The organism is Pseudomonas putida (assembly GCF_001636055.1).
Classification (GTDB): domain Bacteria; phylum Pseudomonadota; class Gammaproteobacteria; order Pseudomonadales; family Pseudomonadaceae; genus Aquipseudomonas; species Aquipseudomonas machongensis.
The window spans coordinates 174,985-201,853 of the sequence record NZ_CP011789.1; the positions used below are offsets into that span (position 1 = coordinate 174,985).

A 26,869-nucleotide genomic window follows, 5' to 3' on the forward strand; every position below is an offset into this window, starting at 1 on the left:
GTATCAGGGAATGCCCGAGTATGTGTCCGGCGCAGCGGTTTAGCCAGCACCTTCGGGCTTTTCCAGGCCCGCCAGCAGGTCGACGAACGCCCGGGCCATCGCCGAGCCCGCGCCCTCGCGGCGCACCAGCCAGACCGCACTGGTCGCCTGCTCGTCGAGCAGCGTGCGGTACACCACGCCGTCGATGCGGATGCGCTGGAACGACGCGGGCAACACCGAAACCCCAAGGCCCGCCGAGACCAACCCGATGATGGTCAGCGCCTCACCGGCTTCCTGGGCGAAATGCGGGCTGAAGCCTGCCTGGCGTGCCAGGTCCATCAGTTGCGCATACAGACCGCTGCCGTAGCTGCGTGGGAAGAATACGAACGGCTCGTGGGCCAAGTCCCGCATATACAGGCCCTGCTCGCCGCCCAGCGCCAGCGGATGAGAGGCATTGAGCACCACGACCAACGGTTCGCGAAACAACTCGGTGACCGCCAACCCTTCCGGCACCGGTAGCGGCCGCATCAGGCCGACCTCGATGGATTCGTCAAACACCGCATCGACCACTTCACGGCTGCTCATCTCTTTGAGGTGCAGGTGCACTGCCGGGAAGCGCTGGCGGAAGGCGTGGATCGCCTGGGGAATCCTCGAGGTGAAGGGCGCCGACGAGGTGAAACCGATCTTCATCTCGCCCAGCTCGCCCAACTGTGCGCGACGTGCCACGTCGGCCGCCTTGTCGACTTGCGCCAGCACCTGGCGCGCCTCCTCGAGGAACAGTCGTCCGGCCTCGCTCAGCTCGACCCGACGATTGGTGCGCTCGAACAGACGCACCCCCAGTTCCTGTTCCAGCGCCTGGATCTGCTGGCTCAAGGGCGGCTGAGAGATGCCCAGTTGCTGGGCCGCACGGCCGAAGTGCAGTTCTTCGGCGACGGCGATGAAGTAACGCAGGTGGCGCAGTTCCATGATCGGCTCCAAACAAGTCGCTAAAGCTATCAAATAGGTCGAACAATATATTGGATCTAATCATTAGCCAGCTATATGCTTTTTTCATTGCGCCAGAGGTATCGCCCGTGAAAACTGCTGTAGCCCCCCTCCCCACCGAACCTGAAGTGCCTCCCCTGAACGACTTGTGGATCGAAAAAGGCACCCCAGCCTTCATGAAAACCGTACTGGCGCTGTTCAGCGGCGGTTTCGCCACGTTCGCGCTGCTCTACTGCGTGCAACCGATGATGCCGCTGCTGTCGCAAGAGTTTTCGATCAACGCTGCGCAGAGCAGCCTGGTGCTGTCAGTATCCACCGCCATGCTGGCGTTCGGGCTGCTGGTGACCGGGCCCATTTCCGATCGAATCGGGCGCAAACCGGTGATGGTCTCGGCCCTGGTGTGCGCTGCCCTGGCGACACTGGCTAGCGCAGTGATGCCAACCTGGGAAGGCGTGCTCGCCACCCGCGCACTGGTCGGCCTGTCGCTGAGCGGCCTGGCGGCGGTGGCCATGACCTACCTGAGCGAAGAAATCCACCCGCAGCACATCGGCCTGGCCATGGGCCTGTACATCGGTGGCAATGCGATCGGCGGGATGAGCGGGCGGCTGATCACCGGGGTGCTGATCGACTTCGTCAGTTGGCACACCGCGATGCTGGTGATCGGCGGCCTGGCGCTGCTGGCCGCGGTGGTGTTCTGGAAGGTGCTGCCGGAATCGCGCAATTTCCGCGCGCAGTCGCTGAAGCCGCGCAATCTGCTCGATGGCTTCCTCATGCACTTCAAGGATGCCGGCCTGCCCTGGCTGTTCCTCGAAGCCTTCCTGCTGATGGGCGCCTTCGTCACCCTGTTCAACTACATCGGCTATCGCCTGCTGGCCGAGCCCTATCACATGAACCAGGCACTGGTCGGCTTGCTGTCGGTGGTGTACCTGTCAGGCATCTACAGTTCGGCACAGGTCGGCGCGCTGGCTGACCGGCTGGGGCGTCGCAGGGTATTCTGGGCGAGCATCCTGGTGATGGCCGCTGGCATGCTGATGACCCTGTTCACCCCATTGCCAGTGGTGATCGTCGGGATGCTGGTGTTCACCTTCGGCTTCTTCGGTGCCCATTCGGTGGCCAGCAGCTGGATTGGTCGACGCGCGCTCAAGGCCAAGGGGCAGGCCTCTTCACTGTACCTGTTCTGCTACTACGCGGGATCGAGTGTCGCCGGGACGGCGGGCGGGGTGTTCTGGCATTACGCCGGTTGGAACGGCATCGGCCTGTTCATCGGCGGCCTGCTGGCGGTGGCGTTGCTGGTGGCGCTGCACCTGAGCAAGCTGGCACCTAAATCGGTGTGAGGCATTCGCGGCGGTTCGGGGCGCAGAACCGCCGCGAAACGGTGTTCGTCAGTTGACGATCTCGACGATATCCACATCCACTTCACGGCTCATCAGGTGTTTCTCCACCTCGCCGGTCAGCTTGACCTTGGTCTTGTCGTTGAACGGGGTTACCGGCAGGTCTTCGTTGTCGATCTCGACGGTGATGGTGCCGGTGTTGTCCTTGAACTCGTACTTGTCGTCGTTGTTGATCTTCTTGGTCACATAGCCTTGCAGCACTACCGGGGTGTCATCGGCGGCCTCCTTGGCGGCAGCGACGGTGGTCACCGGCTGGGCGCCGGGGCCGGTGTAGCCGGCAGCGAGAGCAGCAGTGCTGAACAGTGGGGCGAGGATCAGGGGCAGGTAACGGGCTTTCATGATGATCGGGTCCTGTTTGCGTTTTGATGGCTCCAGATTACCGACGATCGCTGAATTGAAGCTTAATGAAGCAAAACGCCCGGCACAGGGCCGGGCGTTATGCCGAGATAGCCGATTCTACTGGTGATACTGCGCCGAGAACTCGTGCACGGCGTTGATGAACACACCGGCATGTTCCGGGTCCACCTCCGGCGTGATGCCATGACCCAGGTTGAACACATGGCCGCTGCCCTTGCCGTAGCTGGCCAGGATCCGCTGCACTTCGTTGCGGATCGCCTCTGGCTTGGCGTACAGCACGGTCGGGTCCATGTTGCCCTGCAGCGCAACCTTGTCACCGACGCGACGACGGGCGTCGCCGATCTCGCAGGTCCAGTCCAGGCCCAGTGCGTCGGCACCGGCCTCGGCGATGCTTTCCAGCCACAGGCCGCCATTCTTGGTGAACAGGATGACCGGCACCTTGCGCCCTTCATGCTCGCGAATCAGACCGCTGACAATCTTGCGCATGTAGGCCAGGGAGAATTCCTGATAGGCCGCTGCCGACAGTGCACCGCCCCAGGTGTCAAAGATCTGCACTGCCTGAGCGCCGGCCTTGATCTGGCCATTGAGGTAGCTGGTGACCGACTGTGCCAGCTTGTCGAGCAGCAGGTGCATGGCCTCGGGCTGGTCGTACAGCATCGCCTTGGTCTTGCGGAAGTCTTTCGACGAGCCGCCTTCGACCATGTAGGTCGCCAAGGTCCAGGGGCTGCCGGAGAAGCCGATCAGTGGCACGCGCCCGTTGAGCTCACGGCGGATGGTGCTGACCGCATCCATCACGTAGCCCAGGTCCTTGTGCGGATCGGGAATCGGCAGCGCCTCGATATCGGCCAGGGTGCTGACGACCTTCTTGAAACGTGGGCCTTCGCCCGTCTCGAAGTACAGGCCCTGCCCCATGGCATCGGGGATGGTGAGGATGTCGGAGAAGAGGATTGCGGCGTCGAGCGGGTAGCGGTCCAGCGGCTGGAGCGTCACCTCACAGGCGAACTGCGGGTTCATGCACAGGCTCATGAAGTCGCCGGCATTGGCGCGGCTGGCGCGGTACTCCGGCAGGTAGCGGCCGGCCTGGCGCATCATCCAGACTGGGGTCACGTCTACGGGTTGCTTGAGCAGTGCACGCAGGAAACGATCGTTCTTCAGGGCAGTCATGTCGGCATCCAGCAAAAAAGTGCGGGCATTTTCTCAGACGCCAGCGCAAAAGGCACGGCCAGGGCCATGCGTTTTGTCTATCGGGTGCCATGAATCAAGGATTTCTGTATACAAAATGCATCGCGGGGCAAGTCGGAACGGCGGTTCGACGCTCCGACCTGCCCCGCGAATAGCCAGGATCAGACTTCGAGGTAGTCCAGAATCCCTTCCGCAGCAGTACGCCCTTCGAAGATCGCCGTCACCACCAGGTCAGACCCGCGCACCATGTCGCCACCGGCGAAGACTTTCGGGTTGCTGGTCTGGTGCTTGAACTTGCCCTTCTCAGGAGCCACCACGCGGCCCTGGCTGTCCATCTGGATACCATGCTGTTCGAACCAAGGCGCCGGGCTCGGGCGGAAGCCGAAGGCGATCACCACGGCGTCGGCCGGAAGGATCTCTTCGGAGCCCGGGATGGGCTCGGGGCTGCGGCGGCCACGGGCGTCTGGCTCACCGAGACGGGTCTCGACCACCTTGACGCCTTCCACCTTGTCCTCGCCGACAATGGCGATGGGCTGGCGGTTGTAGAGGAACTTCACGCCTTCTTCCTTGGCGTTCTTCACCTCTTTGCGCGAGCCAGGCATGTTGGCTTCGTCGCGACGATAGGCGCAGGTCACGGCCTTGGCGCCCTGGCGGATGGAGGTGCGGTTGCAGTCCATCGCGGTGTCGCCACCGCCCAGCACCACGACCTTCTTGCCCTGCATGTCGATGAAGTCTTCCGGCGACTTCTCGAAGCCCAGGTTGCGATTGACGTTGGCGATCAGGAAGTCCAAAGCGTCGTGCACACCCGGCAGGTCTTCACCTGGGAAACCGCCCTTCATGTAGGTGTAGGTGCCCATGCCCATGAACACTGCATCGTACTCGGCGAGCAGTTGTTCCATGGTGATGTCCTTGCCCACCTCGGTGTTCAGGCGGAACTCGATGCCCATGCCGGTGAAGACTTCGCGGCGATTGCTCAGCACGGTCTTTTCCAGCTTGAACTCGGGGATGCCGAAGGTCAGCAGGCCACCGATCTCGGGGTTCTTGTCGAACACGACCGGCGTCACACCGGCACGCACCAGCACGTCGGCGCAGCCCAGGCCCGCAGGGCCGGCACCGATGATCGCAACGCGCTTGCCGGTTGGCTTGACCTTGGACATGTCCGGGCGCCAGCCCATGGCGAAGGCGGTGTCGGTGATGTACTTCTCCACCGAGCCGATGGTCACTGCGCCGAACCCGTCGTTCAGGGTACAGGCACCCTCGCACAGGCGGTCCTGCGGGCATACGCGGCCGCACACTTCCGGCAGGGTGTTGGTCTGGTGCGACAGCTCCGCTGCCGCCAGGATGTTGCCTTCGGACACCAGCTTCAACCAGTTGGGGATGAAGTTGTGTACCGGGCATTTCCACTCGCAATAGGGGTTGCCGCAGCCCAGGCAGCGGTGTGCCTGCTCCACGGACTGCTGCGGCTTGAAGGGTTCGTAGATCTCGACGAACTCCTTCTTGCGCTGGCGCAGCAGCTTTTTCTTCGGGTCCTTGCGGCCCACTTCGATGAACTGGAAGTCGTTGCTCAGACGTTCAGCCATTTTTCAAAACCTCTCAACAGCAGCTGCAAGCTACACGCTGCAAGCCGCAAGACGATCACTTAAGCCGGACGAACCGTACGCTGCCTCTACGTGCAGCGTGCAGCTCGCCACTTGCAGCTGCTCTTACTGCGGGTTGGCACGGGTGCTGGACAACAGTTGCTTCAGATTGGCCGCCTTCGGCTTCACCAGCCAGAAGCGCCGCACATAGTCGTCCAGGTTCTCGGAGAGCTCACGCCCCCACTCGCTGCCGGTTTCTTCCACGTACTCGCCCAGGACGCGCGCCAGGTGGCTGCGGTAGGCCTCCATCGCCTCACCACTGATACGCTGGATTTCCACCAGCTCGTGGTTGAGTTTGTCGAAGAAGGTGTTGTCCATGTCGAGCACATAGGCGAAGCCGCCCGTCATGCCAGAACCGAAGTTGTAACCGGTCTTGCCCAGGACGCAGACAAAGCCGCCGGTCATGTATTCACAGCAGTGATCACCGGTGCCCTCGACCACAGCGTGGGCGCCGGAGTTACGCACAGCGAAACGCTCGCCCGCGGTACCGGCGGCGAACAGCTTGCCGCCAGTGGCGCCGTACAGGCAGGTGTTGCCGACGATGGCGCTGTGCTGGGTTTCGAACGGACTGCCGGCTGGCGGCACGATGGTGATCTTGCCACCGGTCATGCCCTTGCCGACGTAGTCGTTGGCGTCACCTTCCAGATGCAGGTTCAGGCCACCGGCGTTCCATACACCGAAGCTCTGCCCCGCCGTCCCCTTGAAGCGGAAGGTGATCGGGTTAGCCGCCATGCCCTGGTTGCCATGCAGGCGGGCGATCTCGCCAGAGATACGCGCACCGATGGAACGATCGCAGTTGCAGATGTCGAGGGCGAACTCGCCACCGGCCTGGTCGCGGATCGCCGGCAAGGCCATCTCGACCATCTTCTCGGCCATCTCGCCCTTGTCGAACGGCGGGTTCTTGTCGACTTCGCAGAATTGCGGCTTGTCGGCCGGAATGTGCGAGCTGCCCAGCAGCGGCGTGAGGTCCAGGTGGTGCTGGCGCTCGGTGTCGCCCGGCAGCACTTCGAGCAGGTCGGTGCGACCGATCAGCTCGCCGAGGCTGCGTACACCCAGCTTGGCCAGCCACTCGCGGGTTTCTTCAGCGACGAAGGTGAAGAAGTTGATCACCATGTCGACAGTGCCGATGTAGTGGTCCTTGCGCAGCTTGTCGTTCTGGGTGGCGACGCCCGTGGCGCAGTTGTTCAGGTGGCAGATGCGCAGGTACTTGCAGCCCAGGGCGATCATCGGCGCGGTACCGAAGCCGAAGCTCTCGGCGCCGAGGATCGCGGCCTTGATCACGTCCAGGCCGGTTTTCAGGCCACCGTCGGTCTGCACCCGCACCTTGCCGCGCAGGTCGTTGCCACGCAGGGTCTGGTGGGTTTCGGCCAGGCCCAGTTCCCACGGGGCGCCAGCGTACTTGATCGAGGTCAGCGGCGAGGCGCCGGTGCCACCGTCGTAGCCGGAGATGGTGATCAGGTCGGCATAGGCCTTGGCCACACCGGCAGCGATGGTGCCGACACCGGCTTCGGCCACCAGCTTGACCGACACCAGCGCCTGCGGGTTGACCTGCTTGAGGTCGTAGATCAGCTGCGCCAGGTCTTCGATCGAATAGATGTCGTGGTGCGGTGGCGGCGAGATCAGGGTCACGCCCGGCACCGCGTAGCGCAGCTTGGCGATCAGGCCGTTGACCTTGCCGCCTGGCAACTGGCCGCCCTCGCCGGGCTTGGCGCCTTGGGCCACCTTGATCTGCAGCACTTCGGCGTTGACCAGGTATTCCGGGGTCACACCAAAGCGGCCGGTGGCCACCTGCTTGATCTTCGAGCTCTTGAGGGTGCCATAGCGGGCCGGGTCTTCGCCGCCCTCACCGGAGTTGGAGCGAGCGCCCAGGCGGTTCATCGCCTCGGCCAACGCTTCGTGGGCCTCCGGCGACAGCGCGCCCAGGGAGATACCAGCGGAGTCGAAGCGCTTGAGGATCGCGTCCAGCGGCTCGACCTGATCCAGTGCCAGTGCCTGGTCGGCCACCTTGACCTTGAGCAGGTCGCGAATCATCGACACCGGACGCTGATCGACCAGCGTGGTGTATTCCTTGAACTTGGCGTAGTCGCCCTGCTGCACTGCAGCCTGCAGGGTGTTGACCACGTCCGGGTTGTAAGCGTGGTATTCACCGCCGTGGACGAACTTGAGCAAGCCGCCCTGCTGGATCGGCTTGCGCGCGCTCCAGGCTTCGGCCGCAAGCAGCTTCTGGTCGCTCTCCAGGTCTTCGAAACGCGCACCCTTGATACGGCTGGACACGCCCTTGAAGCTCAGACCGACCACTTCGTCCGACAGGCCGATGGCCTCGAACAGCTGCGCGCCACGGTAGGACGTGATGGTCGAAATACCCATCTTCGACAGAATCTTCAGCAGGCCCTTGGAGATGCCCTTGCGGTAGTACTTGAACACTTCATCCAGATCGCCCAGCACTTCGCCGGTGCGGATCAGGTCGGCCAGCACTTCGTACGCCAGGTACGGATAGACAGCCGAGGCGCCAAAGCCCAGCAGCACGGCGAAGTGGTGCGGGTCGCGGGCGGTGGCGGTTTCCACCAGGATGTTGCTGTCGCAGCGCAGGCCCTGCTCGGTCAGGCGGTGATGCACTGCACCAACGGCCAGCGAAGCATGTACTGGCAGTTTGCCCGGGGCGATGAAGCGGTCGCTCAGCACCAACTGGGTCTTGCCGCTGCGCACCGCTTCTTCGGCCTGGTCGGCGATGTTGCGAATGGCCGCTTCAAGGCCGACATCCTGCTCGTAGTTGAGGTCGATCAGGTGACGGTCGAAGCCTTCGCGCTCCAGGGCCATCAACGAACGCCACTTGGCTGGCGAGATCACCGGCGAGCTGAGGATCACTCGGGAGGCGTGTTCAGGGGATTCCTGGAAGATATTGCGCTCGGCGCCCAGGCAGATTTCCAGGGACATCACGATGGCTTCGCGCAGCGGGTCGATCGGTGGGTTGGTCACCTGGGCGAACTGCTGGCGGAAAAAGTCGTACGGCGAGCGCACACGCTGCGAAAGCACGGCCATCGGCGTGTCGTCGCCCATCGAGCCGACCGCCTCCTGGCCTTGTTCGCCGAGCGGGCGCAGCACCTGGTCACGCTCCTCGAAGGTGACCTGGAACATCTTCATGTATTGCTTGAGCTGGTCGGCATCGTAGCTGGCCACGCCCTGGTCGTCGGTCAGCGTCGCCTGGATGCGGGTGGCATGCTGACGCAGCCAGCGCTTGTAGGGGTGGCGCGACTTGAGACGGTTGTCGATGGCGTCGGTGTCGAGGATCTGACCGGTCTCGGTGTCCACGGCAAAGATCTGGCCCGGGCCAACACGGCCCTTGGCGATGACGTCCTCGGGCTTGTAGTTCCACACGCCGATTTCGGAAGCGAGGGTGATGTAGCCGTTCTTGGTGGTCACCCAGCGCGCCGGACGCAGGCCGTTGCGGTCGAGCAGGCACACGGCGTGGCGGCCTTCGGTCATGACGATACCGGCCGGGCCGTCCCACGGCTCCATGTGCATGGAGTTGTACTCGTAGAAGGCGCGCAGGTCGGCGTCCATGGTCTCGACGTTCTGCCAGGCTGGCGGCACGAGCATGCGCACGCCACGGAACAGGTCGATGCCGCCGGTGACCATCAACTCGAGCATGTTGTCCATGCTGGAGGAGTCGGAGCCGACACGGTTGACCAGCGGACCGAGTTCTTCCAGATCGGGGATCAGGTCGTTGGCGAACTTGGTGCGACGGGCCATGGCCCAGTTGCGGTTGCCGGTGATGGTGTTGATCTCGCCGTTGTGGGCGAGGAAGCGGAATGGCTGCGCCAGCGGCCATTTCGGCAGGGTGTTGGTGGAGAAGCGCTGGTGGAAGACACAAATGGCGGTCTGCAGGCGCTCATCGCCCAGGTCCGGATAGAAGGCGGTGAGATCCGCCGGCATCATCAGGCCTTTGTAGATGATGGTCTTGTGCGAGAAGCTGCAAATGTAGTGGTCGGCGTCGTGGGCGTTGGCCACGGACGAACGGCGACGGGCACTGAACAGCTTGATGGCGAATTCCTGGTCGGTAAGACCTTCACCACCGATGAACACCTGCTCGATCTGTGGCAGGCGCTCGAGGGCCAGGCGACCGAGCACGCTGGTGTCGATCGGCACTTTGCGCCAGCCGACCAGTTGCAGGCCAGCAGCGAGGATCTCGCGGTCCATGTTGGCGCGCGCAGCCTCGGCTTTTACCGGGTCTTGATTGAAGAACACCATGCCGACGGCGTACTGCTTGGGCAGCTCGGCGGCAAAGTGCTCCTGGGCCACGGCACGCAGGAACTGATCGGGCTTCTGCATCAGCAGGCCGCAACCGTCACCGGTCTTGCCATCTGCGTTGATCCCACCACGGTGGGTCATGCAGGTCAGCGCCTCGACGGCAGTTTGCAGAAGGTGGTGACTCGGCTCGCCCGTCATGTGGGCGATCAGGCCAAAACCACAGTTATCCTTGAACTCTTCGGGATGGTACAGACCTGTTTTCATAGACACTTTCTCACCAGGTTCGCCTCTCAACCAAGGCAAATCTCTTTTTAGTACAACCACTTACCATCCACGCCGATCGAATGCCAGCTTTTTTGCGGTGGGTATAGGGAAACCATTGTTGCACAGCGACAGGGAAGCTCACAAATTTTCACGACGAATCGTTGAAAGTTTATGTCGCATTTTTGAATGTTTTTGCGTCATGCGCCGTGATAGCGACTTGAGCCGAGTCTGAAGCGTTTCAGCCGTGACTGCAACAGAAGGCTTGTGGCCGGCAGTCTGGGACAGAAAAGCCTGCCGCGCATCAGCACAGCAGGCTTTGTCGAGTCCGGGATTCGCTCAGCAACTGGGCGGCGGGGGTGGTGCCGCCCGGAAGGATCAGCGGGCCGTGGCCAGCTCTTGTTGAACGCTGCCGACGGTACGAGGCCAAGGTTTACCAGCCTGGACCTTCGCTGGCAAGTTCTTGATTGCCGCAGCTGCGGCATCGCGGCTGCTGAAGTTGCCGTAGGTCACCACATACAGCGGCTTGCCCTGCAGGGTTTTCTTGAAGTAGCGATAGTCGCCACCCTGCTCCCTGACGAACGACTGGGCAGCGGATTCATTGCTGGTACCGAACACCTGAACCACATAGTTGCCCGGCTTCTGGCCGCTGTACCAGCCGCTGTTGCCTGCGCCACCGGCGGCGGGTTTTTCGGCAGGCTTGGCAGCGGGCTTGGCGGTCGCCACCTGGGTCGGGGCCGGCGCAGGTTTGGCGGCAGGCGCAACCGGCTTCACCGGCTGGGTTGCGACAGGTTTCTGCGCAGGCGCAACCGGCTGGGCCGGAGCGGGGGCAGGACCGGCGGCGACACCTTGGGGCGGCGCAGTCGTGGTGACGGTGGGAGGAACGGCAGCAGAGGGCGCTGAAGGCTGCAGTGCAGTATCACCGGCAGGGCCCGCCTCGTCGCCATCTCCCATGCCTGCAGCCTGGGCCAGCGGCTCACGCATGACCGGCTGCGACTGCCCTACCAGCGGCAGTGGCATGGGCTGCGAAGAACCGGAGAATTCGACGGTCGGTCCGCCATTGCCCGACTGTCCCAGTGGCAACTGGGCCTGGGCCGCAGGTGCTTCGGTCGGCGCCTTGTCCCCTTTCTTGGGCATCAGGACTGCGGCCGCGACAGCGACCACAACGACAGCGGACAACGCGAGCACATGTTTCTTAGGCATTTTGAACCCCATGGATGGTCGCTTTTCCGTACTGCGGGTAGCGATCATGGCTTCGATCAAGGTATCGCGGGCAACCTGGTTGATGTTTCCTGGCCAGCCGTTGGAGTTTTCGTGGATATCGGCGATCTGCTCGGCGCTGAATACTTCAAGGCCCCGGCCAGCACCTTCCAGGCGCTGTTCCAGATACTCACGAGTCTCTTCTTCGCTGTAGGGGGCGAGCTCGATGATGTGGAAGCGCTCTTCCTCGACACTGAGTTCGTCCAACCCGGCAATCAGCGAAGGTTCACCGAACAGGAACACATGCGGGCGCCCTTCCGGAACGCCTGCCGCCAGCTCCAGCAACGCTTGGAGTGCCGACTCGTCGAGTTGTTCCGCATCGTCCACCAGCAGATAGACTTCCTGCCCGGTCAACGCCAGCTGGACGACCTGGGAAAGGATTGCCTGCACTTCCGGCTGGGCGACGTTCAGCGCCTGGGCCACTTGGCCCAGCACGCTGGCAGCATCGCTTGCGCCACGCGCGGAAACGACCACGCTCTGCACCGACTGCTTGTTGGTGCTGGCCACCAGGGCCTGGCGCAGCAGGGTCTTGCCGCTGCCAAGCGGGCCGGTTACCACCAGCATCAGGTGGCTGTAACGCGCCAGGTGATGCAGCTGGCCCAGCACCGGCTTGCGCTGGGCAGGGAAGAACTTGAATCCGGGCACCCGAGGTGCGAACGGATCGTGACTCAACTGGTAGTGATCGAGGAACGCCTCATCGGCATGCAAACTGGTCATTGCGCTGTCACAACCTCAAAGCTGCGCCACGATCGCGCGATAATCCGCTGCAAGCGTGGCCTGAAGAATCTCTTTCGGATAGTCGTCGGTGATCACGGCCTCGCCCATCTGGCGCAACAGCACCAGGCGCAGGCGTCCGTCGAGCACCTTCTTGTCGACCGCCATATGTTCCATGAAATGCGCCGGGGTCATTTCCTGTGGAGGCACCACCGGCAAGCCTGCATCCTGCAGCAGGCGAATTCCGCGATCACGCGCCGACTGGTCGATCCAGCCGAGACGCATGGACATCTCCAGGGCCATGACGGTCCCGGCAGCGACGGCCTCGCCATGCAACCATACCCCGTAACCCATGTGGGTTTCGATGGCATGACCGAAGGTGTGGCCGAGGTTCAGGGTGGCGCGCACGCCAGACTCACGCTCGTCGGCACCGACCACGGCCGCCTTCGCCGCGCAGGAGCGGCGGATGGCTTCGGTCAGGGCCACGGAATCGAGCCCGCGCAGGGCTGCCATGTTGTCTTCCAGCCAGCCGAGGAATGGCTCGTCGCAGATCAGACCGTACTTGATCACTTCGGCGAGGCCCGCCGACAACTCGCGGGCTGGCAGGGTGCGCAGGCTGGTGGTGTCGATCAGCACCGCGTTGGGCTGATAGAAGGCACCGACCATGTTCTTGCCCAGTGGGTGATTGATGCCGGTCTTGCCACCAACGGACGAATCCACCTGGGACAGCAGCGTGGTCGGCACCTGGATGAAGTCGACGCCGCGCTGGTAGCAGGCCGCGGCAAAGCCGGCCATGTCGCCGATCACCCCGCCGCCCAGCGCGACCACAGTGGTGCGCCGATCATGGCGGGCCGTGAGCAGGGCATCGAAAATCAGCTGGAGGGTTTCCCAGTTCTTGTGGGCTTCGCCGTCAGGCAGCACCACTGGCAGCACCGACCAGGCGCCGAGTGTCTTGCTCAACCGCTCGAGATACAGGGGCGCGACGGTTTCGTTGGAGACGATGGCGACCTGCCGCCCGGCAATGTGCGGCGCCAGCAGCTCGGGCTGGTCCAGCAGGCCCTCGCCAATGTAGATCGGATAGCTACGTTCGCCCAGATCGACCTTCAATGTCTGCATGTATCCCCACAATATGCTTTGGCGCGGCCTTGCCTGAGCGGCCAGCGCGGTAACGTTCAACGTCGCCCCGACGTTGGTCGCCGAGGATAGTCCCGGCTCAGCGGGGCGGCAACTGCTGCAAACGCTCGAGAATGTCGAGCACTACCATGCGCGGCGGCCGTTCGTCGGTTTCCACCACGAGGTCGGCGATTTCGCGATAGAGCGGGTCGCGCGTTTCCAGCAACGCACGCAGCGTGGCTTCCGGGTTGGCGGTCCGCAGCAGTGGACGGTTGCGATCACGTGCAGTACGGCCGACCTGCTGTTCCACCGAGGCATGCAGGTAGATGACACGCCCGCCCCTGTGCAACGCCTGGCGATTGGCCTCGCGCATCACTGCGCCGCCACCTGTTGCGACAACCACGCCGTCGAGCTCGCAGAGTTCTGCAATCATCGCCTGCTCACGATCACGAAAGCCCGGCTCGCCTTCCTTGTCGAAGATCCACGGGATGTTGGCGCCGGTTCGCAGCTCGATTTCCTTGTCGGAATCCTTGAACAGCAGGCGCAGCTCTTTGGCCAAAAGGCGCCCGATGGTGCTCTTACCGGCGCCCATGGGCCCTACAAGTATCAAATTTCGCACAGAATCAACGACTCACAGCAATCGCCCGGTCACTCATGATACGCGGAGTCAGGAAGACCAGCAGCTCAGATTTTTTCTCTTGTAATACATCGCGTCGAAACAGCCGTCCAACATACGGCAGATCGCCAAGAAATGGCACCTTGTCCACTACATTGTTATGCGACGTCGAGTACACGCCACCAATCACAATCGTCTCGCCATCGGCCACGCGCACCTTGGCATTGACCTCGTTCTTGCGGATCGGTGGGACGTCGTTGAGGGCATTGACGTAGTCCGGCTCGTCCTTGGTCACCCGCACCGCCATGATGACCTTGCCATCCGGGGTGATCTGCGGCGTGACCTCCAGTGACAGCGATGCCTCGCGGAAAGCCACCGAGGTGGCGCCGCTCTTGCTCGACTGCTGGTAAGGCACTTCGGTGCCCTTGAGAATACGCGCGGTTTCCTTGTCGGCAGTGACCACCTTGGGCTGGGAGATGACCTCGCCATTGCCGCTTTTCTCCATGGCACTGAGCTCCAGATCAAGCAGCACATCGCCGCGCACCACCCCTACGCCCACGCCAGAGGTCGCCCCCTGCGCGCCAAGATCGACAAACAGCTCACTGCCTGACCGCGCTGGCATACCGCCCAGCTGTGCGCCCCAGCGAATACCGAGCGCATTCTCGTAATCGACGTTGGCCTCGACGATCCGGGCCTCGATCATCACCTGGCGCACCGGCACATCCAGATCCGCAACCAGTTGCCGCAACTCAGCCAGGCGCGCGGCCGACTGGGTGGCGATCAGGGTGTTGGTCCGCGAATCCACGCTCAAACTGCCGCGCCCTGCCGCAGGTTCGTCATCCGCGAGGCTCTCCAACAATAGTTTCGCCAGGTCGGACGCATCGGCATGATGAATCGGCAGCAACTCCCGATGCAGCGGCTGCAACTGCGCCTCGAGCGCCTGGTCGATGCGCGCCTCGCGCGACTGCTCGGCGAGCTCTGCGGCGGGGGCGACCAACAGCACATTGCCCTCCTCACGCTTGGCCAGCCCGCGGCTGCGCAACACCAGCTCCAATGCCTGATCCCAGGGCACCTCGTGCAGCCGCAGGGTGATATTGCCCTGAACCGTGTCACTGGCCACCAGGTTGATGCCGGTATAATCGGCGAGCACCTGCAGCACTGCACGAACCTCGACGTCCTGGAAATTCAGCGAAAGCGGCTCACCTTTGTACAGGGGCTCCGCCATTGCCCGTAGCGTCAGCAGCATCGCCACGACGCCGATCAGCAGTCTTTTCACGTTCGCTCCTTGCGCCTGCGGGCCGGCTCAACGTCAGGTAGCTTGAGCGCTCTTGCCACTCGCCACCACTGAACAGCCGCTCCCTGATCTCGACCTGATCCTGGTCGACCTTTATGACTTCACCCTCTTCACGCCCCAGGCGCTCCCCCTTGGCAACCCGGTAAACACGCCCGGCCCAGCGCACCAGCGCCTGGGATTGCCCCGCGCGGGACAGGCTGCCCACCATCTCCAACTGCTCCAGCGGCACCCCCGCCAACCCCTCCGTATGCCGACGCGACGACCAGGCTGCAAATGGGTCCAGCGCGGGCGTCCGACCGAGGGGCCGAGCGGGCTCATCGGCCAGCGAAGCCGGCATTGGCAGCGCCTCGCCGGCATGAAATGCCTGCACCCACACATGAAGCTGCAGCAACCCCGGCCGTTCTGTTGCAGGCTCCAACTGCAAACGGGTCACCCGCAGCAGGCGCAACTGGCCCAGCCACTCGTCCAGCCAGGGTCGCAGGGCGGCATAGCGCCCACTCACCTGCATCTGCAAGGGCACCTGGCGGTAACCCGGCCCCTCGACGTCCTCCTCCACGTCGAGGCGCTCGAAGACCAGGCCGTAGGTGCGCCCCGACACGGCCAACTGGTCGAGCAGATCGCTCATGCCCTCGCCGCCCGACAATCGCCAACGCGCATCCCGCAGCCGCTTCGCCTCGCTCGCCAGCGCCACCTCGGCGTCATCCAGAGCCAGAAGCTGTTGCTCCCGCGCCTGCAACAGCTTCCGCTGCTCGACATCGCTCGCCACGCCTTGACGGTAGGCTGCGCGCACCTCCTGGAGACGGAACTGATAGCCGCAGGCAAGCACCAGCGACACACCAATGACGACGACCGCGCCCCTGTACATACGCGAGCGCCCCGCCATCTCGTGCCAGCCGAGCATCTCAGCGATACGCATGTTCAGGAGGCCACCACCCGGGCCACGAGTGAGAACGCATCGCCACCGGCCCGCGCCAAGACGTGCTTGAGTTCAAGGTCCAGGAGTATCGGCGAGCGCTGCAGGTCGCGCATGAACTGGGCCAGCACCGCAGGAGAAACCGCTAGGCCATTGATCTGCAGCCGGTCACCCTGCACGTCCAGGCGCGTCAGTTGCATCCCATGCGGCATCGCCAGTTCGATCTCGATCAACAGCTGCGGTACGCCTTGCTGCGAGGAGCGCAACGCGCCAAGCGCATCAACCTGCCTGCGCAGGCCCGTGTGCGCCTCACGCAACTGTTCCAGGCGTGCCACTTGCCCATCCAGCGACTGCAGCTGTTGCTGACGCTGCAATCCGGCAGCTGCTTGCTGCTTCAGCCGCAGGTGGGCGAACCGATCGACCAGCATGACCACGACAAACGCTGCGAACAGACTGCCCAGAAACACCAGCCTGAAGTTGCGCAGCTCCACCAGACGCTAGCGCTCACGCCATGGCAGCAGGTTCAGGCGCAGGTTCATTGCGTACCTCCCAGGGCGAGGCCGAGGGGCAGGACCATGGCGCCGCAGCGGTCTGGCAGCGAAGCCGCATGGACCCGCTGCGGACAAACCCGCTCACAGGGGAATCCGAAATGCCGCGCCAGCGACCGCACGCAAGCGTCCGTCGCCGCCCCGCCGCCGACCATCAACCCTGCGCTCAGCTCGAACGGAGGATCCCCCTCCAGCAAGCTCTCGAGATGCGCCAGAAACTCGGTCGAACCCACGCCAGGCTCGATCCTCTGCGCCTTTCGCCAAGGCAGGGGTCCATCGGGCCAGCCATGCAGGGTCAGGCTGTCGGCCTCGACCTGCAACAGCGGCCGACAGCTGTCGCTGGCCTGCAAACGACGCAGCGCCAGACTGTCCACCTCGACGGCAACCACCTCCAGGCCTGCCGCCTCGAACGGCTGCAACAGTGGCGCCAGGACGCTCTGGCGAGCGGCCCCGACCAGCACATCGAGCATGTGGGGGGCCTGCTGGGAAATGCCCAGCACCTGAAAGTCCAGGGCCAGATCGTCAATCGGGAAAGGGAAAAGGCGCTCGGCATCGGCAAGCAGATGCGCTTCTCGTTCAGGCTCCGCCAGTGCGGCGGGCAACTGGCCCACCTTGCAGATCACCTGCGAGCCCGGCACCGCCAACGCAACCCGTCGAGACCGGCTGCCACAACGGCGCCACGCCTGACGCAGGGCCATGGCCTGCACCTCGGTATCGCCACCACCCCGCAAAGCCCCCCGGATTGGCTCGACCACCCAGGCAGCCACCTCATGGCGCCCTCGTCGCCGCTGCAACTCAAGAATTCTCACGGAATCGGAGGCAATTTCCACCCCCAATACTGAACCGGCATCCCTGCCAAAGCGTCCAAGCATCGCTGCTCCTTTTCATGACCGTGGCAAACCCTTGCCATCCGGGGCGATTGCGCCCATTGCCCCGACCGACCGATGACCCGGCGGGGCGAAAATGCTTATAATGCCCAGCGTTTTTTCCCGTCCGCCGGGCCTGCGTGCACTCCACTTCTCAACCTGGACACCCAAAAGCCTTGATACGCCTGCTGAAGTTCTTCTGGTGGTCTTTCGTCGCCGTCATCTGCGCGCTCGTGCTCGGTCTGAGTGGTGCGTTTCTGTATCTTAGTCCCAGCCTGCCTTCGGTCGACTCGCTCAGAAGCATCCAGTTGCAGATCCCCCTGAGGGTGTACAGCAGCGACGGCAAACTGATTGCCGAGTTTGGCGAAATGCGCCGCTCGCCAATCCGTTTTGCGGAGATTCCCCCACAGTTCATCCAGGCGCTTCTGTCAGCCGAAGACGACAATTTCCTCAATCACTACGGGGTCGATCCGAGCAGCCTGATGCGTGCTGCGACCCAACTTGTGAAGTCTGGTCATATCCAGACCGGCGGCAGCACCATCACCATGCAGGTGGCGAAGAACTTCTTCCTCACCAGCGAGCGCAGCTTCTCGCGCAAGACCAACGAGATCCTCCTGGCGCTGCAGATCGAACGTGAGCTGACCAAGGACGAGATCCTCGAGCTGTACGTCAACAAGATCTACCTGGGCAACCGCGCCTACGGCATCGATGCCGCCGCGCAGGTGTACTACGGCAAGTCGATCCGTGATGTCAGCCTGGCGCAGATGGCGATGATCGCCGGCCTGCCCAAAGCCCCTTCGCGCTTCAATCCGCTGGCCAACCCGGTGCGTGCCAAGGAGCGCCGCGACTGGATCCTCGGCCGCATGTACAAGCTCGGCAAGATCGACGAGGCAAGCTACCAGGCCGCCCTCGCCGAGCCGCTGAACGCCAGCTATCACGTACCGACACCTGAGGTGAATGCACCGTTCGTCGCCGAAATGGCGCGTGCCGAGATGGTCGGCCGCTACGGCAGCGATGCCTACACCGAAGGTTTCCGGGTCACCACGACCGTGCCCAGCGACACGCAGGAAATCGCCAACAAGGCAGTCCTCAACGGCCTCTCGCAATACGACGAGCGCCATGGCTACCGCGGCCCCGAAGCGCGCTTCCCGGGCAAGACCCGCACCGCCTGGCAGCAGGAACTGGGCAAGCAACGTACCCTCGGCGGCCTTGAACCGGCCATCGTCACCCAGGTGGACAAGACCGGCCTGAAAGTCATGACGCGCGGCGGCCAGGACGAAGACGTCGCCTGGGACACCATGAAGTGGGCCCGTCCGTTCATCAACAGCAATGCCCAGGGGCGCGCGCCTCAGTCGCCGGCCGATGTCGCGCAGATCGGCGACCTGGTGCGCCTGCAACGCCTGGACGACGGCAAGCTCAAGTTCAGCCAGGTGCCGGGCGCCCAGAGCGCACTGGTCACGCTTGACCCGAACAGCGGTGCAATCCGCGCCCTGGTCGGTGGCTTCTCGTTCGAGCAGAGCAACTATAACCGCGCCATGCAGGCCAAGCGCCAGCCAGGCTCCAGCTTCAAGCCCTTCGTCTATAGCGCCGCACTGGACAACGGCTATACCGCCGCCAGCCTGGTCAACGACGCACCGATCGTGTTCGTCGACGAATACCTCGACAAGGTCTGGCGCCCGAAAAACGACACCAACACCTTCCTCGGTCCGATCCGCATGCGCGAGGCGCTGTACAAGTCGCGCAACCTGGTCTCGATCCGCCTGCTCCAGGCGATGGGGGTCGACCGCACCATCGACTACATTGCCAAGTTCGGCTTCAACAAGCAGGACCTGCCGCGCAACCTGTCGCTGGCACTGGGTACCGCAACGCTCACCCCGATGGAAATCGCCACCGGCTGGAGCACCTTTGCCAACGGCGGGTACAAGATCAACCCCTACCTGATCGAGCGCGTCGAAAGCCGCAACGGCGAAACCCTGTTCACCGCCAACCCGGCGCGCGTTCCCCAGGGCAATCAGGACCAGGCCGGAATCGCCGCGCCCGAAGAGCCGATCACCACGCTCCCGCAGCCGGGCACCGCACCTTCGGCACTGGGCCAGATCGCCCCGCCACCGCAGACGCCGGCCATTGCCGAGCGCATCGTCGATGGCCGTACCACCTACATCCTGACCAGCATGCTGCAGGATGTGATCAAGCGTGGCACTGGCCGTCGCGCCCTGGCCCTGGGCCGCAGCGACATCGCGGGCAAGACCGGTACCACCAACGAATCCAAGGATGCCTGGTTCTCCGGCTACAACGCCGACTACGTGACCACGGTCTGGGTCGGTTTCGACCAGCCTGAAACACTTGGTCGCCGAGAATATGGCGGCACCGTTGCACTGCCGATCTGGATGGACTTCATGGGCCCGGCACTCAAGGGCAAGCCTGAACACGCACCGGCAGAGCCGGAGGGCATCCTCAGCCTGCGCGTGGATCCGGTCAGCGGTCGCGCGGCGACACCAAGCACGCCGAACGCCTACTTCGAGCTGTTCAAGGCCGAGGATTCACCACCATCGGTAGATGAGCTGGGCAACGGCTCAGCACCAGGCAGCCCGCTGCCGGCCGATGAGGCGGCGCCGATGGATCTGTTCTAAGTGGCGATCTGAACCTGTAGCAGCAGCCTTGTGCCGCTTCTACAGGTGGAGCGGTCATCTGTAGAACAGCGGCCAACAAAAAGCCCCGACTCTTGCGAGCCGGGGCTTTTTCATGTCGCTACAACGAGATCAGCCGTTGAACACGTCATCCACGCTCTTGAGCGGGTAGTGCTTCGGATACGGCAGGGTCGCCACACCGGATTCGATGGCGGCCTTGGCCACGGCATCGGAAACGACGGTGATCAGGCGAGCGTCCAGCGGCTTCGGAATGATGTACTCGCGGCCGAACTCCAGACCTTCAACACCGTAGGCCTCGCACACTTCCTTCGGAACCGGCAGCTTGGCCAGGTCTTTCAGGGCGATAGCGGCGGCAATCTTCATCTCTTCGTTGATGCGCTTGGCGCGAACGTCCAGGGCACCACGGAAGATGAAGGGGAAGCCCAGAACGTTGTTGACCTGGTTCGGGTAGTCGGAACGACCGGTGGCCATGATCACATCGCTGCGGGTGGCGTGGGCCAGCTCTGGAGCGATTTCCGGATCCGGGTTCGAGCAGGCGAACACGATCGGGTTGGCAGCCATCGACTTCAAGCCTTCCGGGCTCAGCAGGTTCGGGCCGGACAGGCCAACGAACACGTCAGCGCCTTCCAGCGCGTCAGCCAGGGTGCGCTTGTCGGTGGCGTGAGCGAACTGCGCCTTGTACTGGTTCAGGTCGTCGCGGCCAGCGTGGATCACGCCGCTGCGGTCGATCATGTAGATGTTCTCGACCTTGGCGCCCATGCTGACCAGCAGCTTCATGCAGGAGATGGCGGCAGCGCCGGCACCCAGGCAGACGATCTTGGCGTCTTCGAGCTTCTTGCCTGCGATTTCCAGGGCGTTGATCATGCCGGCGGCCGTCACGATGGCGGTGCCGTGCTGGTCATCGTGGAAGACCGGGATGTCGCACTGTTCGATCAGAGTGCGCTCGATCTCGAAGCACTCAGGTGCCTTGATGTCTTCGAGGTTGATGCCACCGAAGGTGATGGAGATGCGGCGAACGGTGTCGATGAAAGCCTGTGGGCTTTCCGACTCGACTTCGATGTCGAACACGTCGATACCGGCGAAACGCTTGAACAGAACACCCTTGCCTTCCATGACTGGCTTGGAAGCCAGCGGGCCGAGGTCACCCAGGCCGAGGATGGCAGTACCGTCGGAGATCACAGCGACCAGGTTACCCTTGCCGGTGTATTTGTAGGCCAGCTCTGGATCACGGCCAATTTCGCGTACCGGCTCGGCGACGCCTGGGCTGTAGGCCAGGGCAAGGTCACGGGCGGTGGCGGTTGGCTTGGAGAGTTCGACGCTCAGTTTCCCCGGGCGAGGTTGAGCGTGATATTCGAGAGCGGCGGTTTTCAAGTCTGACATGGTGGGCATTCCGCTTGTTTACTGTTCTGACGGACCGCCGAGGATACGCAAAGAGCCGGGAGGCGACAAGACTGCCCGGTCACATGTGTCAAGGCCCTTGGCCTACGACTTTACGCTACAACCCGCGGGGCTTACGGCCTTGAGTGTGTACAATCCAAACCAATAATGTCTACAACTATTTTTTCACCGAAACCTGCTCCAACATGCTCGGATCGCTCAGCGGCAACAGCCAGCGTCGCTGCCCAGGCTTGAGCCCGCCCTTGCGGGAACGGTCCAGCACCCAGCCGCGCGCCTCGACCTGACGCCCCTTGAGATTATCGAAGAAACCGTCAGGGAAGGCGCGTTGCAGACGAGCGGGAACCTGCAGCACCACAGCCTCGTCAAGCTCCAGCCAGACGCCTCCTCGATTGTGGTCGATCGCGCTCACCCTGCCGCCGATCACAGCGAAGCCGGATTGTCTCAGGTGCCCCGCTGCGATGACCGGCGACTGCCGCCAGAGCCCGAGCCTACCTGTGCGTGCGGCCTGCTCGGCTTGTTGCTGGCAGCCGACCAGACGCACGTTGGGTGCCACCGCAACGCGATAGGCCAAGCCCTCACTGAGCAACTGCGCCTCAAGATTGTCGCCATTCCGGCCATAGAGGTGCGCCAAGGTGCGCCCGTACTTGTCCCTGGGCTCCACACCCGGCACCAGCCCCACCCGGCCATCACTGGCCTGCACCAGTGCCTCCAGCCGTCGCCTGGCCGCTTCGGCATAGGGTTCGCTGGTGCGACCTTTGCGCCCGATCTCAGGTGCATTGATGCCAATCAGCCGCACGCTGCGGCCATCCCCCAGACGCACGGTATCGCCATCGACGACCTGACGCACCGTCACTGGCTGCAAGGCCTCGGGAACCGGGCAGAAGGCCTGCGCGGGAACATGCCAGATTGCGCCCACAAAAAAGGCGCCCACGAGGGGCGCCTTCTTTTGCAGCAATGCGAAACCCGAAGGGCTCGCCGTGCGCATGATTACTTCTTGGTACCGAACATACCGAAGCGATCGGCGAACTTCTGTACGCGACCACCGGTGTCCAGGACTTTCTGCTTACCGGTGTAGAACGGGTGGCAGAGGTTGCAAACGTCGATCGCCAGGGTGTTGCCCAGGGTCGAACGGGTTTCGAATTTGTTGCCGCAGCTGCAGGTGACAGCAACTGCTTCGTAGTTCGGATGAATATCGGCTTTCATGGTCACTTCCTCGAGCTGCGTGCCGCCACCCAACACCAATTGTTGAATACCGCACGTAATTAGGCGGCGAATAATACCAGACCGTCAGGCCAGCGCAAGTTGTCGCTTGCACCGGCCGTCGTCTGCTAGGCTCGTGCGATTCCCGACCAGCTACGAAGACCTGCCGCGTGTCCGACGTCATCCTGCGCCTTGCCCTGCCCTCGCCCCTGCGTCGCTTGTTCGACTACCGGGCCCCGGCCGCCATGGCACGCCAGCAACTGACACCCGGCATGCGCATCCGCGTACCGTTCGGCCGTCGCGAGATGATCGGCGTGCTGGTGGAGGTCTGCGAGCAGAGCGAAGTCCCCGCCGACAAGCTCAAGCCAGCGAGCATGCTGCTCGACCCGGTCTCGCCGCTGCCTCCGGCACTGTTCAAGCTGTGCCTGTGGACCGCCCACTACTATCAGCACAGCCTGGGCGACACCCTGAGCTGGGCATTGCCGGTGTTGCTGCGTCAGGGCGAAGCAGCCGAAGTGCGCCAGGAGCGTTTCTGGCATGCGACCCCCGGCGCGCGTCTGGACGACCCACGTATCGCCCGGGCACCGCGCCAGAAAGAGGCCTTGCAGACCCTCGCCCAGCACCCTCATGGCGTAGCCCACAGCGTGCTGGCCAAACTCGGCCTGAACAAAGACAGCCTCGACCTGCTGCTGGCCAAGGAACTGGTGCAGGTCGAGGTGCGCCGGCACCTGCCGGCGCCGCGCCATGACCGCTGGCTGGCCCAGCCGGAACTGCCGCTCAACGAGGAGCAGAGCGCTGCCTTCCAGGCCGTGCGCGCAGGCTTCGGCAGCTTCCACGCCTTCCTGCTGGCCGGTGTCACCGGCAGCGGCAAGACCGAGGTCTACCTGCAGCTGATTCGCGAAACCCTGGAGGCCGGCAAGCAGGCACTGATCCTGATCCCCGAGATCAACCTCGGCCCGCAGACCCTGGCGCGCTTCGAGCAGCGCTTCAATGCCCGCATCGCCCTGCTGCACTCGGCAGTCAACGACCGCGAGCGCCTGGATGCCTGGCTCGCTGCCCGCGATGGCGAGGCCGACATCATCATCGGCACACGTTCGGCCCTGTTCACGCCCATGAAGAACCCGGGCCTGATCATCATCGACGAGGAGCACGACGGCTCCTACAAACAACAGGAAGGGCTGCGCTATCACGCCCGCGACCTGGCCGTGGTCCGCGCGCACCAGGAGAACATCCCGATCCTGCTGGGCTCGGCGACACCTTCGCTGGAAAGCCTGCACAACGCCCACAGCGGGCGCTACGGCCTGCTGCGCATGAACCAGCGCGCCGGCGGCGCCCGCCCGCCGCGCTTCATGCGCCTGGATGTGCGCAGCCTGCCGCTGGACAGCGGCATCAGTGGCCCACTTCAACAGGCGATCGGCCAGACCCTGGCAGCCGGCCAACAAGTGTTGGTGTTCCTCAACCGCCGCGGCTTCGCCCCGACGCTGCTGTGTCACGACTGCGGCTGGCTGTCGGAGTGTCCACGCTGCGATGCACGCATGACCGTGCATCAGCGCTCAGGCGTGTTGCGCTGTCACCACTGTGGTTACGACGAACGCCTGCCGCTGCAATGCCCGCAATGCGCCCACGTCGACCTGCGCCCGGTCGGCGCCGGAACCGAGCGCGCCGAAGAGCGCCTGAAGACCCTGTTCCCCGATTACCCCGTCCTGCGCGTGGACCGCGACAGCACGTCGCGCAAGGACGCCATGCACCACCTGTTGACCACCATCCAGCGCGGCCAGCCGAGCATTCTGGTCGGCACCCAGATGCTGGCCAAGGGGCATCACTTCCCGCGGGTAACCCTGGTGGCCATCCTCGATGCCGATGGCGGACTGTTCTCGGGTGATTTCCGCGCCAGCGAGCGAATGGCGCAGCTGATCGTGCAGGTCGCAGGCCGCGCCGGGCGGGCCGAGGAGCCTGGCAAGGTGATCGTGCAGACCCACCTGGCCGAGCATCCACTGCTGGTGCAACTGACCGAGCAAGGCTATTTCGCCTTCGCCGAGCAAGCCCTGAGCGAGCGGCGCGCCGCCGGCCTGCCGCCCTTCTCGCACCTGGCCCTGCTGCGCGCCGAAGCGCATAAGCCAGGGCAGGCGGAAGCCTTTCTCGACGAAGCCTGCGCCGCCGCCGAGGGTGTGCTGGCAGAGCAGGGCTTGAGCGGCATCGAGCTGCTCGGCCCGGTACCAGCCCCCATGGAGCGCCGTGCCGGCCGCTTCCGCGCGCAGCTGTTGATCCAGGCCAATGCCCGGGCGCCGCTGCATCGACTGATCAGTAGCTGGTTGCTAGTGTTGGAACAGATGCCGTCGGGACGGCAGGTGCGCTGGTCGCTGGACGTGGACCCGGTCGATCTCTACTGAATCCATGAAAGCCAGCGCAATCCTGCGCGAGCCGTAAAGGTTGGCAATCAAGCCCCGGCCACGGATAATGTTCCGTTTTTCCACCTGCGCATCGAAGCGCTGCACCGCGCTTGCGGTCGAAAAGAGAACCCGATGAAAGACACCATTCGCCAGCTGATCCAGCAAGCCCTCACCCAACTCGTCAACGAAGGTGTGTTGCCTGAAGGCCTGACGCCGGCGATCCAGGTGGAAAACGCCCGCGACAAGACCCACGGCGACTTCGCCAGCAACATCGCCATGATGTTGGCCAAGCCGGCAGGCATGAAGCCGCGCGACCTGGCCGACAAGCTGATCGCCGCCCTGCCTGCCAGCGCCGACATCAGCAAGGTCGAGATCGCCGGCCCCGGCTTCCTCAACTTCTTCCAGAACACCGACGCCCTGGCCAACCGCCTAGAGGCGGCACTTGCAGATGCCCACCTGGGCGTGCGCAAGGCCGGCGCAGCGGAAAAAGTGGTCATCGACATGTCGGCGCCAAACCTGGCCAAGGAGATGCACGTCGGCCACCTGCGCTCGACCATCATCGGCGACAGCGTCGCGCGCGTGCTGGAATTCCTCGGCGACGAGGTGATCCGCCAGAACCACGTGGGCGACTGGGGCACCCAGTTCGGCATGCTGCTGGCCTACCTGGAAGAAAACCCCATCACCAGCGACGAGCTGTCGGACCTGGAAAACTTCTACCGCGCGGCGAAGAAGCGCTTCGACGAATCGGAAGACTTCGCCAACCGCGCCCGTGGCCTAGTGGTCAAGCTGCAAGCTGGCGACCCCGAGTGCATGGCGCTGTGGACGCGTTTCAAGGATATCTCGCTGTCGCACTGCCAAAAGACCTACGAGCTGCTCAACGTCAAGCTGACCATGGCCGACGTGATGGGCGAAAGTGCCTACAACGCCGACCTCGCCAACGTAGTCGCCGACCTCAAGGCCAAGGGTCTGCTGGTCGAAAGCCAGGGCGCGCAGTGCGTGTTCCTGGAAGAGTTCAAGAACACCGAAGGCGAGCCGCTGCCGGTGATCGTGCAAAAGGCCGACGGCGGCTACCTGTACGCCACCACCGACCTGGCTGCGGTGCGCTACCGCAGCAATGTGCTCAAGGCCGATCGCGCCTTGTACTTCGTCGACCAACGCCAGGCGCTGCACTTCAACCAGGTGTTCGAAGTGGCGCGTCGCGCCGGCTTCGTCGGGCACCCGATGAAAATGGAGCACATGGGCTTCGGCACCATGAACGGCGCCGATGGCCGTCCGTTCAAGACCCGCGACGGCGGCACCGTGAAGCTGATCGACCTGCTGAGCGAAGCCAAGGAGCGCGCCTACGCGCTGGTCAAGGAAAAGAACCCGAGCCTGGCCGAGGACGAGCTGCGCCACATCGGTGAAGTGGTCGGGATCGGCGCGGTGAAGTACGCCGACCTGTCCAAGCACCGTACCAGCGACTACAGCTTCAACTTCGAACTGATGCTCAACTTCGAAGGCAACACCGCGCCCTACCTGCTCTACGCCTACACCCGCGTGGCCGGTGTGTTCCGCAAGCTGGGCAAGGGCTTCGACGAGGTAGAGGGCGACATCGTGCTGCAGGCTGCCCACGAGCAGGACCTGGCGGCTCGCCTGGCACAGTTCGGCGAAACGCTGAACAACGTCGCCGAAAAAGGCACCCCACACGTGCTGTGCAGCTACCTCTACGACCTGGCCGGCCTGTTCTCCAGCTTCTACGAGAACTGCCCGATCCTCACCGCCGAAACCGTCGAACAGCAGCAGAGCCGCCTGCGTCTCGCCGCGCTGACCGGCCGTACTCTCAAGCAGGGCCTGGAGCTGCTCGGCCTGGAAACCCTGGAGCGCATGTAAG

Annotated in this window: 19 protein-coding genes; 4 read left to right on the top strand and 15 right to left on the bottom strand. The window is 63.7% G+C overall.

All coding sequences use genetic code 11. From position 1 onward, the window contains the following. Positions 1 to 39 precede the first annotated feature (39 nt). On the bottom strand, positions 40 to 945 hold the full coding sequence (locus AB688_RS00755) for a LysR family transcriptional regulator (RefSeq protein WP_063541591.1): 906 nt from the start codon (positions 943 to 945) through the stop codon (positions 40 to 42). A 107-nt stretch (positions 946 to 1,052) separates the two neighbouring features. On the opposite strand from AB688_RS00755, the gene AB688_RS00760 reads away from it, so the two are divergent. Further along, positions 1,053 to 2,297 (top strand): MFS transporter, encoded by a 1,245-nt coding sequence (locus AB688_RS00760; protein ID WP_063541593.1) that lies wholly within the window; start codon positions 1,053 to 1,055, stop codon positions 2,295 to 2,297. 48 nt (positions 2,298 to 2,345) lie between these two features. On the opposite strand, the gene AB688_RS00765 is transcribed toward AB688_RS00760, so the two are convergent. From AB688_RS00765 to pilM, 11 genes are all read right to left on the bottom strand, one after another. Next, complete coding sequence (locus tag AB688_RS00765; protein ID WP_054891196.1) at positions 2,346 to 2,693, bottom strand: YgiW/YdeI family stress tolerance OB fold protein; 348 nt, start codon at positions 2,691 to 2,693, stop codon at positions 2,346 to 2,348. Positions 2,694 to 2,810: 117 nt separating this feature from the next. Continuing rightward, positions 2,811 to 3,875, bottom strand: coding sequence for a uroporphyrinogen decarboxylase (gene hemE, locus AB688_RS00770; RefSeq protein ID WP_063541595.1), 1,065 nt, complete (start codon positions 3,873 to 3,875; stop codon positions 2,811 to 2,813). 179 nt (positions 3,876 to 4,054) lie between these two features. Next, the gene (locus AB688_RS00775) at positions 4,055 to 5,473 is read right to left on the bottom strand and encodes an FAD-dependent oxidoreductase (protein ID WP_054891194.1); all 1,419 of its coding nucleotides are present in this window, start codon (positions 5,471 to 5,473) and stop codon (positions 4,055 to 4,057) included. Positions 5,474 to 5,596: 123 nt separating this feature from the next. Then, a complete protein-coding gene (gene gltB, locus AB688_RS00780) occupies positions 5,597 to 10,042 on the bottom strand; it encodes a glutamate synthase large subunit (RefSeq protein ID WP_063541597.1) in 4,446 nt (1,481 codons plus the stop codon). Positions 10,043 to 10,417: 375 nt separating this feature from the next. Next, a complete protein-coding gene (locus AB688_RS00785; protein WP_063541599.1) occupies positions 10,418 to 12,016 on the bottom strand; it encodes an AAA family ATPase in 1,599 nt (532 codons plus the stop codon). 15 nt (positions 12,017 to 12,031) lie between these two features. Next, complete coding sequence (gene aroB, locus AB688_RS00790; RefSeq protein ID WP_054891191.1) at positions 12,032 to 13,129, bottom strand: 3-dehydroquinate synthase; 1,098 nt, start codon at positions 13,127 to 13,129, stop codon at positions 12,032 to 12,034. A gap of 97 nt (positions 13,130 to 13,226) precedes the next feature. After that, entirely contained in the window at positions 13,227 to 13,745 is a 519-nt protein-coding gene (gene aroK / locus AB688_RS00795) for a shikimate kinase AroK (RefSeq protein ID WP_063541601.1), read from the bottom strand. 4 nt (positions 13,746 to 13,749) lie between these two features. Further along, positions 13,750 to 14,988, bottom strand: coding sequence for a type IV pilus secretin PilQ (locus AB688_RS00800; RefSeq protein ID WP_081255323.1), 1,239 nt, complete (start codon positions 14,986 to 14,988; stop codon positions 13,750 to 13,752). Continuing rightward, positions 14,942 to 15,952 (bottom strand): pilus assembly protein PilP, encoded by a 1,011-nt coding sequence (locus tag AB688_RS00805; protein WP_081255176.1) that lies wholly within the window; start codon positions 15,950 to 15,952, stop codon positions 14,942 to 14,944. Before AB688_RS00805 ends, AB688_RS00800 begins: the two co-directional genes overlap by 47 nt. Before the next feature lie 2 nt (positions 15,953 to 15,954). Then, on the bottom strand, positions 15,955 to 16,440 hold the full coding sequence (locus AB688_RS00810) for a PilN domain-containing protein (RefSeq protein WP_081255177.1): 486 nt from the start codon (positions 16,438 to 16,440) through the stop codon (positions 15,955 to 15,957). A gap of 44 nt (positions 16,441 to 16,484) precedes the next feature. Beyond that, positions 16,485 to 17,369 (bottom strand): type IV pilus biogenesis protein PilM, encoded by an 885-nt coding sequence (gene pilM, locus AB688_RS00815; protein ID WP_063541605.1) that lies wholly within the window; start codon positions 17,367 to 17,369, stop codon positions 16,485 to 16,487. 173 nt (positions 17,370 to 17,542) lie between these two features. Between pilM and AB688_RS00820 the strand changes: the two genes are divergently transcribed. Beyond that, on the top strand, positions 17,543 to 19,993 hold the full coding sequence (locus AB688_RS00820; RefSeq protein ID WP_419555274.1) for a penicillin-binding protein 1A: 2,451 nt from the start codon (positions 17,543 to 17,545) through the stop codon (positions 19,991 to 19,993). Between the two features lie 129 nt (positions 19,994 to 20,122). Here AB688_RS00820 and AB688_RS00825 read toward each other — a convergent pair whose 3' ends face one another. From AB688_RS00825 to rpmE, 3 genes are all read right to left on the bottom strand, one after another. Beyond that, on the bottom strand, positions 20,123 to 21,391 hold the full coding sequence (locus AB688_RS00825) for a malic enzyme-like NAD(P)-binding protein (RefSeq protein WP_054891184.1): 1,269 nt from the start codon (positions 21,389 to 21,391) through the stop codon (positions 20,123 to 20,125). 175 nt (positions 21,392 to 21,566) lie between these two features. Further along, complete coding sequence (locus tag AB688_RS00830) at positions 21,567 to 22,394, bottom strand: thermonuclease family protein (protein WP_063541609.1); 828 nt, start codon at positions 22,392 to 22,394, stop codon at positions 21,567 to 21,569. A 2-nt stretch (positions 22,395 to 22,396) separates the two neighbouring features. Continuing rightward, entirely contained in the window at positions 22,397 to 22,612 is a 216-nt protein-coding gene (gene rpmE, locus AB688_RS00835) for a 50S ribosomal protein L31 (RefSeq protein WP_054891182.1), read from the bottom strand. A gap of 167 nt (positions 22,613 to 22,779) precedes the next feature. On the opposite strand from rpmE, the gene AB688_RS00840 reads away from it, so the two are divergent. Continuing rightward, positions 22,780 to 24,999 (top strand): primosomal protein N', encoded by a 2,220-nt coding sequence (locus AB688_RS00840; RefSeq protein ID WP_063541611.1) that lies wholly within the window; start codon positions 22,780 to 22,782, stop codon positions 24,997 to 24,999. Between the two features lie 132 nt (positions 25,000 to 25,131). Then, positions 25,132 to 26,868: an arginine--tRNA ligase gene (argS, locus tag AB688_RS00845; RefSeq protein ID WP_054891180.1), complete on the top strand. Its 1,737-nt coding sequence runs from the start codon at positions 25,132 to 25,134 to the stop codon at positions 26,866 to 26,868. Position 26,869 lies beyond the last annotated feature (1 nt).

Excerpts from the sequence above, each read along its gene's own strand:
- AB688_RS00785 (WP_063541599.1), bottom strand. The coding sequence starts at position 12,016 with ATGACCAGTTTGCATGCCGATGAGGCGTTCCTCGATCACTACCAGTTG.
- AB688_RS00765 (WP_054891196.1), bottom strand. The coding sequence starts at position 2,693 with ATGAAAGCCCGTTACCTGCCCCTGATCCTCGCCCCACTGTTCAGCACT.
- AB688_RS00830 (WP_063541609.1), bottom strand. The coding sequence starts at position 22,394 with ATGCGCACGGCGAGCCCTTCGGGTTTCGCATTGCTGCAAAAGAAGGCG.
- hemE (WP_063541595.1), bottom strand. The coding sequence starts at position 3,875 with ATGACTGCCCTGAAGAACGATCGTTTCCTGCGTGCACTGCTCAAGCAA.
- AB688_RS00755 (WP_063541591.1), bottom strand. The coding sequence starts at position 945 with ATGGAACTGCGCCACCTGCGTTACTTCATCGCCGTCGCCGAAGAACTG.
- pilM (WP_063541605.1), bottom strand. The coding sequence starts at position 17,369 with ATGCTTGGACGCTTTGGCAGGGATGCCGGTTCAGTATTGGGGGTGGAA.
- AB688_RS00775 (WP_054891194.1), bottom strand. The coding sequence starts at position 5,473 with ATGGCTGAACGTCTGAGCAACGACTTCCAGTTCATCGAAGTGGGCCGC.
- AB688_RS00825 (WP_054891184.1), bottom strand. The coding sequence starts at position 21,391 with ATGTCAGACTTGAAAACCGCCGCTCTCGAATATCACGCTCAACCTCGC.
- rpmE (WP_054891182.1), bottom strand. The coding sequence starts at position 22,612 with ATGAAAGCCGATATTCATCCGAACTACGAAGCAGTTGCTGTCACCTGC.
- gltB (WP_063541597.1), bottom strand. The coding sequence starts at position 10,042 with ATGAAAACAGGTCTGTACCATCCCGAAGAGTTCAAGGATAACTGTGGT.
- aroB (WP_054891191.1), bottom strand. The coding sequence starts at position 13,129 with ATGCAGACATTGAAGGTCGATCTGGGCGAACGTAGCTATCCGATCTAC.
- argS (WP_054891180.1), top strand. The coding sequence starts at position 25,132 with ATGAAAGACACCATTCGCCAGCTGATCCAGCAAGCCCTCACCCAACTC.
- AB688_RS00800 (WP_081255323.1), bottom strand. The coding sequence starts at position 14,988 with ATGCTGCTGACGCTACGGGCAATGGCGGAGCCCCTGTACAAAGGTGAG.
- AB688_RS00805 (WP_081255176.1), bottom strand. The coding sequence starts at position 15,952 with ATGCGTATCGCTGAGATGCTCGGCTGGCACGAGATGGCGGGGCGCTCG.